A 17285-nucleotide genomic window follows, 5' to 3' on the forward strand; every position below is an offset into this window, starting at 1 on the left:
ATGATACTCCCGGTGCTGACCGGGAGTATCGGAAAGACCACAAAAATCAGCTGTGCTGGTTGTAATCGTAATTCACCATCCACAGCACACCGTATTTATCTGAGAACATACCAAAATAGGCGCCCCAGAATGTTTTGTCCAGTGGCATGAGCACTTTGCCTCCGGCAGAAAGGCCATTGAAAAGTTTTTGGGTTTCTTCCTCGCTGGTGGTAGTGATGGAAAGATAACAACTGTCACCTTTGGTTATAGCTCCCATGTATGCCGGACGGTCGCTGCCCATCAGCACAGAACCATCGCTGATTGGTAGTGACACGTGCATCACCAGCTGACCGTCTGTGGGACTGGCCTGATATTCTTTGGGAACATCACTGAAACGGGTGAGATTGGTAAAATCCCCGCCAAATACGCTTTTGTAAAAGTTGAAGGCTTCTTCGCAATTACCATCGAAGTTGAGATAAGGATTTAATGCAGCCATTGGAAATGGTTTTATGGTGATGAATGAATGATGGTTTTGCTTTTGGGGTATAGATCATCTATCACATCACAGGTATCTCAGTATGCATTCACATAACAAATATGTACCAATAATAAACAGTAATTGCTGTATTTGTTCACCGTAACCAAAAAATAATACTTTTTTTAATCTGCATATGACATATTTCCCCGGGGAGAAACGAGCCCATCAGAATGACAACGCTGTTGTCTAAGTTTGGTAAAAGACAGCAGGCATATTAGCATCGCTGGACAGGAATCATGAGGGTAACCCTTACGCCAGTACGACCTTCTGTTTGTTTGTCGGTGATCGTCAGGGTGGCAGCTTTCCCGGTCTGATGACTGAGCATCTTCAGCCGCTCACGCACGACGGTGCCGGAAAGTGTGTGTTTTTCCTTTTTTTTCACCGGCTGTAATCCCTGGCCATTGTCTTCGATTATACAGTGCAGGATGTCTTCCTTCAGTTCAAGGGCAATGCTGATATGTCCGTGGTGGGCTATGTTACGCATGCCATGCTGGATGGCGTTTTCCACGAAGGGCTGTAACAGCATGGGCGGAATACAGATATCACTGTTGTCTTCTTCGGGAATATCCTGTATCGTATAGTCGAACACGTTATCGAACCGTACCACCTGCAGGCTGAGGTAGTTTTCAATGGCTTCGGTTTCCCGGTGCAGCGGCACCAGGCCATGGCGGGAGTTTTCCAGGGTGAGGCGCAGCAGCCGCGAGAATTTGTTGAGGTACCTGACGGATTTGTCTTTCTCATCGCGGCGGATAAAGCTCTGTAAAACGGAGAGTGTATTAAAAATAAAATGGGGTTCCATCTGCCTGCGCAGCAGGCGCTGTTCCAGTTCCAGGCTCATTTTTGTGGTCACCAGTCTGCGCTGCCGGATGAGCAGGAGCGTGGTAAAAATGCCCAGGGCCAGCAGGATCATGATGAGGACCAGGATAATCTGCTGGTGATAGTTGTATTGCCGGCTGAGGTCCAGCATCTGTTGTTGCCGGGATTCCAGTTCTTTCAGGCCTTGCACGGCTGCTGCCTTCCACATCTGTTTTTCATCCTGTTCGCTGAGGGCTGTATTAGAGGTTGAATCCAGGATACGGAGCACATTTTGATAATCTCCTTTGTTGTAATATTCCTGATAAACAGAAGGAGCTCCTACCACCTGGGAAGCAGTAAATACAGGTGTGACAGCAGGGGTAGAGGACAGTGGCTGCTGCCGGCAGCTACAGATGCCGGAAAGCAGGAGGAAAAGCAAAAAAGGCCGATAGCTGCTATGCATGCAAAAAAAATTAATGATCACCCATCAGGAACTGCCTGACGTATTCTCGTTTACGCGCCGAAACCGGTATCTGTGTTCCGTCTTTCAGAACCAGTATACCGTCTTTCAGAAAGCGGTCTATAAAATGATGGTTAACGATATAGGACTGATGGATACGGATAAACCAGCTTTCGGGTAATAGCTCATCATATTCCTTAATTGGACGGGAGACCATTACCTTTCTGTTACCGGTAAGATAGAAAGTGGTATAACTGCTATCGCTCTGGCAATACAATATTTCTTCGAAAGGCACCACCTGCAGGTACTGGGAGGAACGGAGCACTATACGGTTCACCAACCCGGATTTTTTCTGTTGAAGATGGCCTCTGGTAATATCGATCTGTGTGCGGGTATTTACCGGGCTTTCAGCAACAAGCCGTTTAAGCGTTTCCATCAGTTCTTCTTCATCCACAGGTTTCAGCAGATAATCGAAAGCCCCGAATTTGATGGCTTTGATAGCGTGTTCGTTATACGCGGTGATAAATATGATACGGAAGTTCCGGTCGGGAAATTCCTGTAACAGGTCAAAACCGGTGCCATCGGCCAGTTCTATGTCGAGCAGCAGCAATTCCGGTTCTGTACTGGGGATGATTACCCTGGCTTCCGCGATGCTGCCACAACTACCCAGCACCACAAAGTCGGGGTAGCGTTTCATCAGCCATTCGAGGTCTTTTCGGATGGCAGGTTCATCATCGATAATCAGCGTGCGGATCATAGTTTCCTGATATGAGTTATTTCTTTAAATGTAATAAAAAAATCAGGTATTACCCGTTGGGCAATACCTGTAAGGTTATCAACAAAGAATTGAAAGGTCGGCAAAACAGCTAAAAACAACAAATAGGGTTTTTTAGGAAAACAAACTATATGACTAGATATTTTTTTCATAAATGGGGGAGCCTGCTGAAAGAGGAAGAACTCCTGTTTCCGGAAATAGGCGGGTAGCCTTTTTCCGGGTATGATACCGGGATCAATAGCAGACGGTTCAAAAGTAGGGAGTTAAGATCAGCAGGTGTTGCCGGAATTAATATCCGTGCCCTATTTCTTTATATTCGTTTTGATATTTATGTGTTTTGATGGTCACTATTTGTTTCCTGTTGTTAAATATTAGTTTTAGGCAGTGTCCTCAACCGGGTTATGGGCAGTCAGGGCGAAAGGAAACAACGCCCGATGCCTTTTGAGCAAGGGCCTCAGGCCGCTGCGGACCACCCCAGCCTAACCCGGGGCAGCCGCTCCGGAGCCTATTTGCGTTTGAATTTTACTTCCATATCTTTTACTTCCTTGCCATTCATCATGCGGTATGCCTCCAGGGTGTAGTTGTTATCGTCCTGGAATTTATACACCTGGCGGATGTCCATCATTTTATGGCTAATGGGATCGTGATATTTTCCAGTGTATACGATACCGCTAATGGTGGGGTCCCATTTACCATCCAGCATCATGATACCGGTGCCCATATTGTCTATCCAGGTGTTGATAAACATTTTACGGGAGTTATCATATGCGGTAGTGCTGAGTCCTTCGAAGGATCTGCCTTCCATTTGAGAAACGACGCGGCCTTCCTGATAGCGTCCTCCCATCACCATGCTGTTACTGCAGGTGCCGGTTGTTTTTTCCGGTGGTGTACCGGGTGCTTTCCAGAAGGTTATTTCACAGGACCAGTCACCATTCATTTTAGCCAGTCGATCATGTTCGGGACCAGGAGTCATGTAGGCCATCCAGGCCCTGTGGATAGCTGCGGTGTCTATCTTTTGTGCGGAGGCGGAAGTAACTGCCAGCAGGCACCATGTGGCAACTGCCAGTACATGAAACTTTTTCATAGTCTGAGGCTGTTTAGAGTGAGTAATGGGGGTTTTCAGTGAGATGCAATTTAGTTAATTATGCAGTGTGGTGTTGGACATAGGTGTTATACCATGCTATTTAATTGTATTTTCGGGATTTTAAGGCAGAGCGATATCATATGAAAACGGCAACGATCAATGAACTAAAGAAAGAACTGGCAACAGTGCCACCGGCACAGCTGGCAGCATTATGTTTACGGTTAGCGAAGTATAAAAAAGAAAATAAAGAACTGCTTACTTATCTCTTGTTTGATGCAGACGATGAGCAGGGATATATCAATTCCGTGAAAACTGAGATAGATGCAGGTTTTGAAGGGATGAAGGGAAGTAATCTGCATAATGCTAAAAAACAGTTGCGGAAAATACTGCGTATCACTAACAAACATATCCGGTATATGGGTTCGAAACCAGCAGAGGCGGAGTTGCTGATTTATTTCTGTGAGTGCCTGAGTGACTCGGGGTTGTTGTCGAAGCAGAGTACGGTACTGCAAAACTTATTTGCAGCGCAGCTGAAGAAGATCGTGAAGGTAGTTGTGGGGTTGCATGAAGACTTGCAATATGATTACCGGCGGCAGGTAGAGCCTTTACTGGAGTTGTTGCGGTCGTGAGGAAAAATGAGGGCTTTGATTTCTCCCGGATAATTATTATTTTTTCGTCAGGCCAGTTTTTATCCGGGTCTTCCACTTTATGAAAAGTATGCTGATATGCCTGTTTTTCCTGGGCGCCTCCTATTTTTTGCAATCGAATGCACAAACGAAACTGCCGGTCATTGGTATTGCTACTTCCATAGAAAATGATAGTCTGGCCCGGTCTGCCGGCTTTACCTTCCTGGAAGAGACAGTCCGCAAGCTGCTGTCGCCGTCGCTGAGTGAGGCGCAGTTTGAAGTCAACCTATCGAAACTGAAAGCTGCCCGCTGTCAGGTACAGAGTTGTAATGTTTTTATTCCCGGTTATCTTAAACTGATGGGCCCTTCGGTAGATGAAGCCTGGGTGCTGGGGTATGTAGACACTGTGATGCGCCGGGCAGAGAAAGCCGGCATCAGGCTGATAGTACTGGGAAGCGGGGAGGCGCGCAAGATACCGGAAGGGGCAGATCCGGTGGCGGCGAGGGACAGGTTTATTACGCTGGCCCGCAAAATGGCCGGCATCGCGCAGCAGCATAACTGTCTCATTGCCATGGAAAATCTGAATGCTACCGAAACCAACTTCATCAACACCGTCGCCGAAGGAAACCGTCTGGTAACAGCGATAGCTCATCCCAATTTTCGTTTGACAGCAGACATCTACCACATGCTCCGCGAAAATGAACCGGCCGTCAATATAGAGCAGGCCAGGGGCAACCTGGTACATTGCCATATTGCGGAAAGGGAAAAACGCACAGCACCAGGTGTTGCGGGCGAAGACTTCCGGCCTTACCTGGCTGCGCTGAAAAAAATAGGTTATGAAGGGCGTATCATGATGGAGTGCAAGTGGACAGACCCCGCCAGGGAATACGCAGCAGCCATGGTTTATCTGCAGGAGCAGTTAAAAGAAGTATATCATCTCTCCCGAAAAAAATAAAATACGCTACAATGACATCCACCAAAAAAACAAGGCGGGAATTTCTGCAACAATCACTGATGGCCGGCGCAGGACTTACCATTACAGCCATGGGCATGCCAGCCAGCAGCTATGCCCGTATCATGGGCGCCAACGACCGGGTAAATGTAGGGCTGGTCGGATTTTCAGATCGTGCCCGTCAGGCATTGCTGCCTTCTTTCTTCAGCCACAATAAGGAACTGAACTTTGACCTGATAGCTGTATCAGATATCTGGAACCGGCGCAGGGAGGAGGGGAAGGCTTTCCTGCAGGAGAAGACGGGGCATAACGTACAGGCCTGTATGAATAATGATGAGCTGTACCGCATTAAAAACCTGGACGCCGTGTTTATTGCCTCGGCCGACTTCCAGCATGCCTATCACACGATTGAAGCGGTGAAGAACAAGTGTGATGTGTATAGTGAAAAACCCTTTGCAGAAACGATGGAAGATGCACGCAATGCGCTCAAAGCAGTGAAGGAATCCGGCAAGATCATGCAGGTAGGAACACAAAGGCGTAGTGGCGGCAGTTATCATACGGCGGCCAACTTCATTAAAGAAGGGAAGTTTGGGGACATCACCATGGTGGAAATGACCTGGAACGTAAATCAGCCAGGACGCTGGAGAAGGCCGGAACTGGTGAAAAATATCCGGGAGTCTGATACCGACTGGAAACGTTTTCTGGCGGGGCGTCCGCAAGACAGCTGGGACCCGCGTAAATACCTGGAGTACCGCCTGTTCTGGCCTTATTCTTCCGGTATTTTCGGTCAATGGATGACTCATCAGATTGATACGGTTCATTGGTTCAGCGGTCTGAAACACCCACGTAGTGCCGTGGCCAACGGCGGGATTTATATGTGGCATGATGGTCGTAAAAATCCGGATACGCTGACAGCGGTATTTGATTACGGTCCGGCCAATGAGCCTGAGAAAGGTTTTCAGGTGATGTATAGCAGCCGTTTCCACAATTCTGCCGGAGGTACTAAAGAGATCTATTATTCCAATGGTGGCACTATCGATATGTCTACCAACAAAATCAGTAGTACCGGTGGGCTCACAGAAAGAGAGGCCAGCGAAATGGGAATGCATGCCAATCTGTTGCCTTCCCTGTCGCTGAATACACAGGAAAAGGTGGAAACAGGTGCCAATACAGGAGGTGATGCACTCACGAGTGCGCATGTACGAAACTGGATGACCTGTGTGCGGGAACGCAAACAGCCGAATGCTCCTATTGAAGCAGCATACTCTCACTCTATAGCCCTGATCATGGGGAATGCAGCCTACCGCACCGGTATGAAAGCTACTTTTGACGAGGCCACGCAGGAAGTGATGGTAGGGGGTAAAGTATTTACGATGTAAATTGTTGTTGGTGGTACAGGTCTGCGCTGCGGCGCAGACCTTAAAATGTGCAGCCACATCAGCGATGGTAATATAGAACTGTCAGGCATATACGAAAAGGTACAACCAGCCTTGCCGGGTAATTGTGTATTGTAGAGGTCTCAAAAAAATAGCCATACCGGAAAAATATCTTTTACAGTACAGTAGATTCATTTGTTGTTTTCCCACTAAATTGTTAACTTAAACAATCGATTGCATTTTTAACCAAAATACTAAATCTACAACCCTCAAAAACAATAAACACTTATGAAACCTGTACCCAACAAACCCTTTCTGCGGGAGCGTATGCTTACATCCTGCAGGGCAGCCCTTTTATCTGCCGCCGGCATATTATGTCTCTCCCAGAGCCATGCCCAGGTGGTGCTTTCTGCCAACGGCCCTGGCAACACCTATGAACTGATAGAAAGCGTTTTAGGCAGTGGTACTGCCAGTGAAGTACCTGACTGCGCCCATCCTTCTTTTGGTCGTCATATTACCGAGGAATTTGACAATGAGCTGAATAAAAATGTGTTTGTCTTCTTCATTCACAACACGCCGGACAACGATCGTTGTGGGCCCAATACCGACCGGCAGCGGAATGAGATCAAGACCTTCGGACCTTCTCCTGCCAATGTGAAGGCTGCCTATGGTGAGACCGTCACCTACCGGTGGAAATTTAAAATAGATGCCGGTTTTATACCCACGACGGGTTTCTGTCATCTACATCAGATAAAAGCAGGGGATGGGGATGATGCCGATGCGCCGTTGATCACGCTGACACCCCGTGCCGGCAACCCGCAGAAGTTGCAGGTGATATATACGCCAGGCACTGGTTTGTCTGGTGGCGGTGAAAAGGCCAGTGCCCCACTCGCCAACTTCAGAGGCACCTGGGTAGAAGTGGAAGAAAAAATTACGTTCACCTCTACCGGTTCGTATCAGCTGGTCATCAAAAAAATAAGCGATGGCAGTACCCTGCTGACCTATAGCAACAACAATATTGATATGTGGCGTACCGGCACTACTTTCTGCCGGCCCAAATGGGGCATCTACCGCAAACTGGTGACCGGCATGCGCGACGAAGCAGTGCGATTTGCTGATTTCTGTATTGCAGAAGGTAGCGCTACCTGTGGCGCACCTATGTTGCTATCTACTCCGGAAACGCCGCCGGTAGCGGAAAAGACAGCTTCTACGGAAAAAGTATCGATCAACATTTTCCCTAATCCTTTCCCTCAGATTACCTATATCGATCTGGATGTTAAAGAGGCGGGTCGTACTACCATAGAGGTTTTTGATACCCAACAGAAACGGGTGGCCATGGTGCTCAACAGTAACCTGCAACCAGGGCAGCACCGGACCAGTCTGGATACTAAAAACCTGCCAACCGGTACCTATGTGGTAACAGTGACCTATAACGGTAAGGTATACACTAAAATGATTACCAAACAGTAATGTGCTCCTGATGCATGGAAGAATTACGGGGCAGGGTTCTCTGATTCGTAATTCTTCCTTATTTTGTGTCCATGATCAAGTGTTTTTTTTCTGCGTTATTATGCCTGCTGGCAGTACAAAGTCTGCAGGCCCAGAGCCCTGCCAGATATAAAGAGGATGTCAGGGCTATCAAGAAGTATGATGAGATGTATACACCGCCGGCCAGGCCTATTCTGTTTATCGGTAGCTCCTCTATCCGTAAATGGAATGACCTGGAACGCACCTTCTGCAATTATGTAGTGATGAACAGAGGCTTCGGTGGCGCCGTCACCAATGATGTGATCACTTACGCCAACGAACTGATTTTCGACTATCATCCCCGGCAAATTGTGATATATGTAGGAGAGAATGATATGCCGGAAGGCGCTACTGCAGACAGTTTGCTTAACCGCTTCAAACAACTGTACAGTGTGATCCGGGCTAAACTACCGCAGGTGCCTATTGAATATGTTTCTATCAAACCCAGTCCTTCCCGCGTACAATACATTAAAACCGCAGAAGAAGGTAACCGCCTGATCAGGCAGTTTTTATCAGGAGAAGCCAACACCCATTTCATCGATGTGTTTTCCCTGATGCTGGACAAACAACACAAACCGCGTCCGGAGCTGTTTGTAGAAGACATGCTGCATATGAACCCTAAAGGCTATGCTATCTGGCGTAAAGCAATAGCACCTTATCTGCTCAAACAATAATCTTTTCGTATAATCATTGAAACGCAGCCGTTTTCAGCGGCTGCGTTTTTGTTTTAATTATCCACTGCAGAAAAAAAGCAGACTGCTATGGAATGTATTCGTTTTTCTGTAATATTACGCGTATGAACTTAATAGGAAATATTATCTGGCTGATATTTGGTGGCTTCGCTGCTTTCCTGGGGTATATGGTATCCGGACTGCTTTTTTGTGTATCGATTATCGGTATCCCTTTCGGTATACAATGTTTTAAAATCGGATTGTTTACCCTGATGCCCTTTGGTCGTGAAATAAGAGATGTACCTGGTCCCACTGGGTGTTTGGCCACCCTTTTTAATATCATCTGGGTCTTCACCGGCGGTATCTGGGTAGCGCTCTGCCATTTTTTCTTTGGGGTGTTACTAACGCTTACGGTTATAGGTATTCCTTTTGGCCGCCAGCATTTTAAGCTGATGAGCCTTACCTTTGCTCCCTTCGGTAAAGAAATATACTGATCTATAAAGGCTCTTCAAAGATAATGGTGTTCAGGAACGGATCGATGACTGTCATCAGCAACACTTCCGGGTTCCATTCGGCGCGCTCCAGTCCGGGTTTCATGTATTTATAGTTTTTCTGTATCAGGGCAGCATGAAAAGTTTTCAGCCCTTTAAACTCCGTAATACTGATCCTGGAGCCAGGAGTACCATCACCATGATGTTCCGAGAGATCCATCACCACATCACCTTTAGCAATCCGCATATACACCGGACTGCCTTCCGGCTTGTGTTCCCAGACAATTTCAAATTCGAGCCAGTCAATGTAAAATTGTATTGCTTTGGCATAGTCAAACATTCGGAAAATTGGAATAATGCGCGACATAAAGAGTAGATTAAGTTACTGCGGTATAAAAATATTATTGCCCCTGGCAATAAAAAATTTGGAAGTGAAGAGATTATGTCTATCTTTGCGCTCCGTTTAACGATTCCGTAGCTCAGTTGGTAGAGCAATACACTTTTAATGTATGGGTCCTGGGTTCGAGTCCCAGCGGGATCACAGACAAGTTTCAAACCTCGCGCATGGCGCGGGGTTTTGTTTTTTAGTTGAGTGTTTAGTCGAGTTCCTTTTGTATAACCCCGATTTCTTTCCCGTACGTTATACAGGTTAATCAGCTTTTACTAAAATACGAAAGAAATAAAAAAAGGATTTAGTTAAATTATTTGTGCTAATTAGGACGTATTACAGTTGATCTAATACAGGAAAAATTATCTAAAGAAGAAATAGTACAGGATATTCTTACAGCCTGTCCACACATTATTGTGAAGGCTATTGATGCTGCCGTAGTTATTATGCCCTTTTCTTTGACATTAACTGAAACCCTATACTTTGTATTATTGCACCTAATAAAAGCCAGCAAAAGAAATATATCCCCATTTTAAAAGTAAACATAAAATAGAACGATGGACTTGTATGGATGGCATAAACAGCTGTAAAAATCAACATAGTTAAAATAGCAAAGGCCAAAGCGTATATAGATACCTGGATTTTAGACCTATTACTGCTATGAAAAAAGATAAAATTCAATATAAAAGTTCCTATGCTAAAAGATATAGGAGTTATCAGATAATGATCTCCATCAATCATAAATGGGCCAGCTGGTTGGGTAAAGGGGAAATAATCAAAAAAAACACGATACAGGAAAAAGAGTAATACGATTTCCATAATACTAGTGATGGTCACTTTTATTAATCTTATCATTGGCTAATCTATAAAATTTCCACTTTGAATTATTGACATACCTGTTTACACTAAACCCCCCAACACATCTTTCTTCTCCTTGTTCACAAAACGTTTTTGATTTTGTGATAGCTGGTTCCAGTCAGACCATGAATTAAAGCGTATAGGCCTAAATGTAACACCTGATAAGCTACTTGGGAGAAAAGAACCAGGGTTATTTTTTGTTCTGAAATCTTGAATAACTATCCATTATATCGGTTTGCTTTGCTAAGAAGTCCAGATTGGGTTTACTTAAAAAACGCTTTTTCTTTGATAATCTGTTTCCTTAGGTGATCAGCCCTTTCGTGTATCCTCTCCTGCCAAATTATAAAGCCAAATGGAATCTTTTAACGGATTTATTTATATTTAACTATGGAAATTATTATCCGAAAACTGTACCAGGAAGATTTTGAACAATGGCTTGCCTTGTGGGATGGCTATAATGAATTTTACGGGCGATGGGGAGATAAAATGTTAGATCCTATGATTTCCCGGACCACATGGAACCGCTTTTTTGATGTTTATGAGCCTGTCCATGCCATAGTTGCGGAGGGTAACGGAAGACTAATAGGGCTTTCGCACTACCTTTATCATCGCAGTACTATAACAGTAGAACCAAGTTGCTACCTACAGGATTTATTCGTGTCGCAGGAATTCCGGGGAAATGGAGTCGCCCGAAAACTCATTGAATCTGTGTATAGCCTTGCTAAAACAAATGGGTGTTCCAGGGTCTATTGGCAAACCCAGGAAACAAACCATACGGCAATGCAATTGTATGATAAATTGGCAGAACGGTCAGGCTTTTTAGTTTATCGTAAGCTACTATGATACAGCGATGGTGCTGTGTGCTACGACGCGAGATCACGGAAATATTCATAATTTTACGATAAACCTATTTGCCATTAACAGGTATTCTACATATCCAGATACAAAACTGCTCCTACTACTAAAGGATAATGATTCACTAGCCTTCGCCGAGATATATGAGCGCTATTGCCAGGAAATTTTCAATTACGCGATTGTCCTTGTTAAGATACCTGAAATAGCAAAAGATCTGGTACAGGACGTTTTTATTAAGATCTGGGAGGCACGGGGAAAAATAGAAGTGGAGAAGAGTTTTCGCAATTACCTGTTCCGTGTTTGTCATAACCGGGCTTATGACATTCAGAAGGAAATAGCCCAAAACCGTAGTCTGCGGGAACAACTGATTAATTATTACGAGCCGGTAATTGAACCGGAAGCCCTATCTGAGGAGAGTGATAAGCCTTATAGGCATCTTATGAAACAAGCGTTGAGCTCCCTCACGCCCCAACGTCGTCGTATATACGAGATGTGCAAGAATGATAAAAAAAGTTATGATGAAGTAGCCCGTGAGTTAAATATTTCTCCCAACACGGTAAAGAACCATATGGTCAACACGCTTTCTTTTTTGCGTGATTACCTGAAGCGACATAGCAAGCTTACTCCTGTTCTTGTTTGGCTTCTCCAAAAAATTTTTTAAAAAATATCGGGCTCGCATAGCCTTTTTTCTTTTTCCCAAAGTCTTATATCAGTTTATGTACAAATCAAGAACTTATTATAAGGACTTGCTTTCCCGATTTATCAGGAATGAAGTTACGCCCGGCGAGGTGGAGGAATTGTGTGCTTTTATCGAAAGAGAGCCGGAGGAATACAAAGAAATGCTGAATAAGGAAGATATAATGGCGCTTACAGAGGAAGTAGCCCGTGATTCCCAAACAGTATTTTCTGATAAAGATGTCAATAGCGTCAGGGACCAGTTGTTATTGCATGCCGGAATGCAGGTGCGCAAAGCTAAGCCTGTAGCGGATGGTGTGCGTTTCCTGCAGCGTGGGTGGGTTCGTTATGCTGCTGCTATATTATTAATAGCAGGTGTTGCGACAGCTATTTTTATGTCGGATCACCGGCGGTTTATGGGTTCCGGAATTGTTTCGGTTAATGAGGGTAGTGTCAATAGTATTTTACCGGGAACCGATAAGGCCGTTCTGACCCTGGATGATAAACAAATTGATCTGGCGTCTGACAAATCCGGTATTGCTGTGGGTGAAACGATTGCTTATACCGACGGAGAGAAACTTTCAGTTGCAGGTAAAAGGCTGATGCTCACTACACCGAATGGTGGTCAGTATCAGCTGGTATTGCCAGACGGCTCAAAAGCCTGGCTGAATGCAGCATCCAGCATCAGTTTTCCATCATCTTTTGATGGTGGAAAAAGGCAAATAAAAATTACCGGTGAGGTTTATCTGGAAGTGAGCAAAGATAATTCCAGACCATTTTTGGTTGATGTGGACGGGAAATCGACTGTTGAAGTGTTAGGGACCAGATTCAATATAAATTCTTACGTCAACGAGGGAACGATCAAAACAACAGTTTTCGAGGGAAGTGTTCGTGTAGGCGCTGGCGGTAGTTCGTTGTCAGATGGCCATGAGGCCGATATTGCGGGGACAGGCAAAGTTGTTCTCAAACCTGGCCAACAAGCTATCATTGCCGTTGCCTTGCCTGCCGACCGGCAACCGAAAACATCAGTAACAGATGGTTCCAATAAAATAGCGGTATTAACGGATGTCGATCTTTCTCAAACACTTGCCTGGAAAAATGGGTTGTTCAGTTTTAATAATGCTGACATCCAAACGGTGATGAGACAATTGGAAAGATGGTATGATATCAAGGTGCGTTATGAAGGAAAGGATTCAGGCATTACCATAGACGGTAAGATGTACCGCAATGTAAGTTTATCCAGCGTATTGGAATTTTTACGGGAGTCCGGAGTACGATTCAGGATGGAAAACAAAACTTTAATAATACTGTAAATGCCGACACAACAACTGCCAAGGCTCGCCTGTAACACATCACGGATGTAGACAGGACTTATTTAAGCAAAATAAAAAATACTGCCTGAACAAAAGGCCAGTGATGCTGGTAACATCCCTGGCCTGGCGTCTGGGCGTCATAAAAACAGTCCGTCCGGGACAATTTTTCGTCAACCAAACAAAGCAAAAGTATGCAAAAAATTGCTTATTGTAGGTGGTTTGCTCGTGCAAGAAACCGCCATGTCACCAAAATCCTGTTAGTAATGAGGCTAACGATTGTTTTCTTAACTGTTGGTTTTCTTAGTGTTTATGCTTCTGGTAGTTCACAGAGCATTTCTTTTTCTGCCGAAAAGGTCTCATTGAAATCTGTTTTCTCTTCTGTTGAACGACAGACCAGTTTCGTTTTTTTATATAGTGGGCCTGTATTAAAAGCTTCGAAGCCTGTGACTGTTTCTGCGTCAGCTATGCCTGTGAAAGCCTTTCTGGACGAAGTTTTCAAAGATCAGCCTTTTCAGTATTCAATAGATGGACAAAGCATCCTGGTTTCTCCCAAACCTGTATCCAACCCACCTCCATTTTATGAAGAACCAAATCTTCCCAGTGATACGCTGATAGATATAACAGGGCGAGTTGTTGATCCAGCCGGTGTTCCCCTGCAAGGTGTGTCCATCGTTGTTAAAGGCACTACAGCTGGTACCAGCACTGATAAAGACGGACGCTTTGTATTGAAAAGCAAGCCCCATAATGCCACGCTGGTTTGTTCCATGATAGGATTTGAGCCCAAAGAAATGAAGCTCAGTCCCGCCAACAAGGTGCTGAATATCGTGTTGCAGGAAATGGAAACAAAGCTGGAGGGTGTAGTGGTGACGGGCTACCAGAATATAAATCGCAAGCTGTTTACCGGGGCTTCCACCAAGGTTGACGCAAAAGATGTAGCACGTGCTGGTGTTCCTGATGTATCACGCATGCTGGAAGGACAGGTAGCAGGGGTGTCTGTACAGAATGTTTCCGGCACATTTGGAGCAGCACCCAAGATCAGGGTACGGGGTGCTACCTCGATATCAGGCGACAATAAGCCGCTTTGGGTAATCGATGGGATCATCCTGGAAGATATCGTGAATATCTCCAATGAGGCTTTGTCTACAGGAGATCCTAACACGTTGATCGGTTCCTCTGTAGCGGGGTTAAATCCTGATGACATCGAATCTTTCAATATCCTCAAAGATGCGGCAGCTACAGCCATGTATGGTGCGCGCGCGATGAATGGGGTGATTGTTGTTACTACAAAAAAAGGAAAACAAACAAACGGAGCACCACAGATAAATTATAGTTCTACGCTGTCCACCTACCTGAAGCCAAGGTATGAGCAATTTAATATGATGAATTCGGGAGAGCAGATGGCTGTTTTGCTGGAAATGGAGCGTAAAGGGTATTTTGGTCATAGTGCTTCCAAGAACTCGAAAGATGGAGGCATTTTTAATAAGATGTATGATCAGATGTACGACTACGACCCCGTAGCAGATTCGTTTGCTTTAAGAAATGATGTGGCTTCAAGACAAAAATTTTTGAAACGTTATGCAGATGCCAATACTGATTGGTTTGATATCTTGTTCAAGAACTCCCTGCTGCAGGAACACTCTTTAAGTTATTCATCCGGGAACGCAAAATCACAGACGTATGCATCTACCAGTTTTATGAACGATGGAGGTCAAACCGTGGGTGACAGAGTAAAAAGGTATACAGCGAATTTGAGAACCAACTTCAAATTAAGTGACAGGTTTAGCGGAGAGCTGTTGTTTAATGGTTCCATCAGAGACCAACGTACACCCGGTACCCTCACGAGAGGAACGAATCCTTCTACCGGCGGATTTACCAGGGATTTTGATATCAATCCGTTCTCGTATGCCATGAATACCAGCCGGTTGATGACGCCCTATGACAAGCAGGGTAATCTGGAATACTTCAGAAGGAACTTTGCACCCTTCAATATATTAAATGAGCTGAAAAATAATTACATCGACCTTGGGCTGAATGAACTGAAAGTGCAGGCTGGGTTTAAGTATAAAATTATCCCACATCTTACCTATTCTGCAGATGGATCCTATCGTTATGCTACTACCTTTAGAAAGCATTATGTAATGGAAAACTCAAATATGGTGGGGGCATATAAGGCACATAATAGTGATCCTTACATCATGGAAAATAACCCCTTCCTGTTTAGAGATCCCAATGTGCCAGGTTCGCTGCCAGTCGTTGTTTTAGCCGACGGAGGTTTCTATAATGTCAACACCGATAATCTGGTGAGTTATTATGTTCGGAATAACCTGGAGTACGATGCGCAGTTTAGATCAAAACATCGTTTGAATATTTTTGGCTCCATGGAAGTCCGCTCTACTGACAGACAGTACGACAATTTCGACGGGGTTGGCTATCAGTACAGCAATTCAGGTTTAGTACATCCAGACTACAGATACTTCCAGGATGCACAATATCAAAACCTGCCTTATTATGGAATGGGGTATTCCAAAGATCGATTCGCTGCAATGATGGCTCGTGGCGCATATGCATTTGCCGACAAGTATAGTTTCAATGTTACGACCAGATTCGATCGCTCGAATATGCTTGGTAAAACCAAAGCTAAGGGGAAAAGTCTCGGGTGGCTGCCAACATGGAATGTTTCCGCTGCCTGGGATATTGACCAGGAGAAATTCTTTAACCAACAAGGAAAGTTCCTCAGTGGTGCGAGAGTAAGAGGTACATACGGCCTGGTCGCAAACTTAGGTAACGCCAGAAATAAATCTGTGCTTTATAATAATGGTATTACGTATCGACCTATAGAGACAGATAAAGAGCAATATGTCAACATTTCAGCGCTGGAGAATGCAGACCTGACCTGGGAGAAATTGTATGAAGCAAATGTGGGATCGGACCTGGCCTTCTTCAATAACAGAGTCAATGTTACACTGGACTTTTATAAGCGCGACATTTTTGATTTGATCGGGCCGGTTGTTACATCCGGAATAGGTGGCCAGGTACAGAAAATCGCCAATTACGCAACTATGTCTGGCAAAGGGTTTGAATTGACTATCGCAGGAAATCCTGTTCAAACAAAGAATTTCAGATGGCGAAGTTCTTTCAATTTTGCCAATAACAAAAATAAGATCACCAAATTGGTGATTAATCCGACACTGGCGAATTTAGTGAGAGCAGAAGGTGGCCCATTAGAAGGCTATGCACAGAGGGGATTGTTTTCTGTACAGTTCGATGGACTGAATCCCTATTATGGATACCCTACCTTCATTTCTGAGTCTGGATACAGAAATTCCATGAAGGTGGACTTTCAGAGCACTAATGTGCAGTATCTGAAATATCATGGACCTGTAGATCCTACTTTGACCGGAGGTTTCTATAACCAGCTGGCTTATAAGAATCTATCCCTTTCCTTCCTGTTTACCTTCAGTATGGGCAATTACGTACGTCTTGCGCCTGTATTCACTTCTACTTTGAGTGATGATATCGGCATGTCTAAAGAGTGGTTAAACCGATGGATGGTACCTGGGGATGAAAAAAACACGACCATTCCAACTATTGTAGATCCATTGGTGGCCCAGTCACATATGTCCAGCGCCCCCATGTATGCTTACAGTGCCTATAATTCTTCAGATCAACGGGTGGCCAAAGGTGATTTTATCCGCTTAAAGAATGTTACCCTGGGCTATAGCCTGCCAAAGTCTTATGCGGCCTGGTTAAAAATGAAAAATCTCGATTTGGCCCTGGTGGGGAACAATGTATTGCTGCTTTATGCAGATAAGAAGTTGAATGGAGCCGATCCGGAGTTTTTTGGAAGCGGGGGAGTGGCCTTACCGGTGCCCAGACAATTTACCTTCTCTTTGAAAGCTGGTTTTTAATTAAAAGCATTGAA

At 44.8% G+C, this 17285-nt stretch carries 15 protein-coding genes and 1 tRNA gene; 11 read left to right on the top strand and 5 right to left on the bottom strand.

Going from position 1 to position 17285, the window contains the following annotated elements:
• Positions 1–46 precede the first annotated feature (46 nt).
• The 4 genes from DF182_RS27485 to DF182_RS27500 form a co-directional block, all read right to left on the bottom strand.
• Complete coding sequence (locus DF182_RS27485; RefSeq protein WP_113618960.1) at positions 47–475, bottom strand: VOC family protein; 429 nt, start codon at positions 473–475, stop codon at positions 47–49.
• 256 nt (positions 476–731) lie between these two features.
• On the bottom strand, positions 732–1775 hold the full coding sequence (locus tag DF182_RS27490; protein WP_113618961.1) for a sensor histidine kinase: 1044 nt from the start codon (positions 1773–1775) through the stop codon (positions 732–734).
• A 10-nt stretch (positions 1776–1785) separates the two neighbouring features.
• Complete coding sequence (locus DF182_RS27495) at positions 1786–2529, bottom strand: LytR/AlgR family response regulator transcription factor (protein WP_113618962.1); 744 nt, start codon at positions 2527–2529, stop codon at positions 1786–1788.
• 523 nt (positions 2530–3052) lie between these two features.
• Positions 3053–3631 carry a DUF1579 domain-containing protein gene (locus DF182_RS27500; protein ID WP_113618963.1) on the bottom strand — a complete coding sequence of 193 codons (579 nt, stop codon included), beginning with the start codon at positions 3629–3631 and terminating at the stop codon, positions 3053–3055.
• 140 nt (positions 3632–3771) lie between these two features.
• Between DF182_RS27500 and DF182_RS27505 the strand changes: the two genes are divergently transcribed.
• The 6 genes from DF182_RS27505 (at position 3772) to DF182_RS27530 (ending at position 9277) form a co-directional block, all read left to right on the top strand.
• On the top strand, positions 3772–4260 hold the full coding sequence (locus tag DF182_RS27505) for a hypothetical protein (RefSeq protein ID WP_113618964.1): 489 nt from the start codon (positions 3772–3774) through the stop codon (positions 4258–4260).
• Between the two features lie 79 nt (positions 4261–4339).
• Complete coding sequence (locus tag DF182_RS27510) at positions 4340–5212, top strand: sugar phosphate isomerase/epimerase family protein (RefSeq protein WP_113618965.1); 873 nt, start codon at positions 4340–4342, stop codon at positions 5210–5212.
• 11 nt (positions 5213–5223) lie between these two features.
• Entirely contained in the window at positions 5224–6588 is a 1365-nt protein-coding gene (locus DF182_RS27515) for a Gfo/Idh/MocA family protein (RefSeq protein ID WP_113618966.1), read from the top strand.
• A gap of 285 nt (positions 6589–6873) precedes the next feature.
• Complete coding sequence (locus DF182_RS27520) at positions 6874–8055, top strand: T9SS type A sorting domain-containing protein (protein ID WP_113618967.1); 1182 nt, start codon at positions 6874–6876, stop codon at positions 8053–8055.
• A 71-nt stretch (positions 8056–8126) separates the two neighbouring features.
• Positions 8127–8786: a GDSL-type esterase/lipase family protein gene (locus tag DF182_RS27525; RefSeq protein ID WP_113618968.1), complete on the top strand. Its 660-nt coding sequence runs from the start codon at positions 8127–8129 to the stop codon at positions 8784–8786.
• Positions 8787–8908: 122 nt separating this feature from the next.
• Positions 8909–9277 carry a YccF domain-containing protein gene (locus tag DF182_RS27530; protein WP_113619749.1) on the top strand — a complete coding sequence of 123 codons (369 nt, stop codon included), beginning with the start codon at positions 8909–8911 and terminating at the stop codon, positions 9275–9277.
• A 1-nt stretch (position 9278) separates the two neighbouring features.
• Here DF182_RS27530 and DF182_RS27535 read toward each other — a convergent pair whose 3' ends face one another.
• The gene (locus tag DF182_RS27535; protein WP_113618969.1) at positions 9279–9641 is read right to left on the bottom strand and encodes a glyoxalase superfamily protein; all 363 of its coding nucleotides are present in this window, start codon (positions 9639–9641) and stop codon (positions 9279–9281) included.
• Positions 9642–9742: 101 nt separating this feature from the next.
• Between DF182_RS27535 and DF182_RS27540 the strand changes: the two genes are divergently transcribed.
• The 5 genes from DF182_RS27540 to DF182_RS27560 all read left to right on the top strand — a co-directional run bounded on the left by DF182_RS27540 (position 9743) and on the right by DF182_RS27560 (position 17271).
• A tRNA-Lys gene (locus DF182_RS27540) sits at positions 9743–9815 on the top strand.
• 1092 nt (positions 9816–10907) lie between these two features.
• Positions 10908–11363 (top strand): GNAT family N-acetyltransferase, encoded by a 456-nt coding sequence (locus tag DF182_RS27545; RefSeq protein WP_113618970.1) that lies wholly within the window; start codon positions 10908–10910, stop codon positions 11361–11363.
• Positions 11364–11370: 7 nt separating this feature from the next.
• Entirely contained in the window at positions 11371–12036 is a 666-nt protein-coding gene (locus DF182_RS27550; RefSeq protein ID WP_113618971.1) for an RNA polymerase sigma factor, read from the top strand.
• Positions 12037–12091: 55 nt separating this feature from the next.
• Positions 12092–13363, top strand: coding sequence for a FecR family protein (locus tag DF182_RS27555; protein ID WP_147243565.1), 1272 nt, complete (start codon positions 12092–12094; stop codon positions 13361–13363).
• Positions 13364–13806: 443 nt separating this feature from the next.
• Positions 13807–17271 carry a SusC/RagA family TonB-linked outer membrane protein gene (locus DF182_RS27560; RefSeq protein WP_211327224.1) on the top strand — a complete coding sequence of 1155 codons (3465 nt, stop codon included), beginning with the start codon at positions 13807–13809 and terminating at the stop codon, positions 17269–17271.
• Positions 17272–17285: the final 14 nt, after the last annotated feature.

Source organism: Chitinophaga flava (assembly GCF_003308995.1).
In the GTDB taxonomy this organism is placed as follows: Bacteria; Bacteroidota; Bacteroidia; order Chitinophagales; family Chitinophagaceae; genus Chitinophaga; species Chitinophaga flava.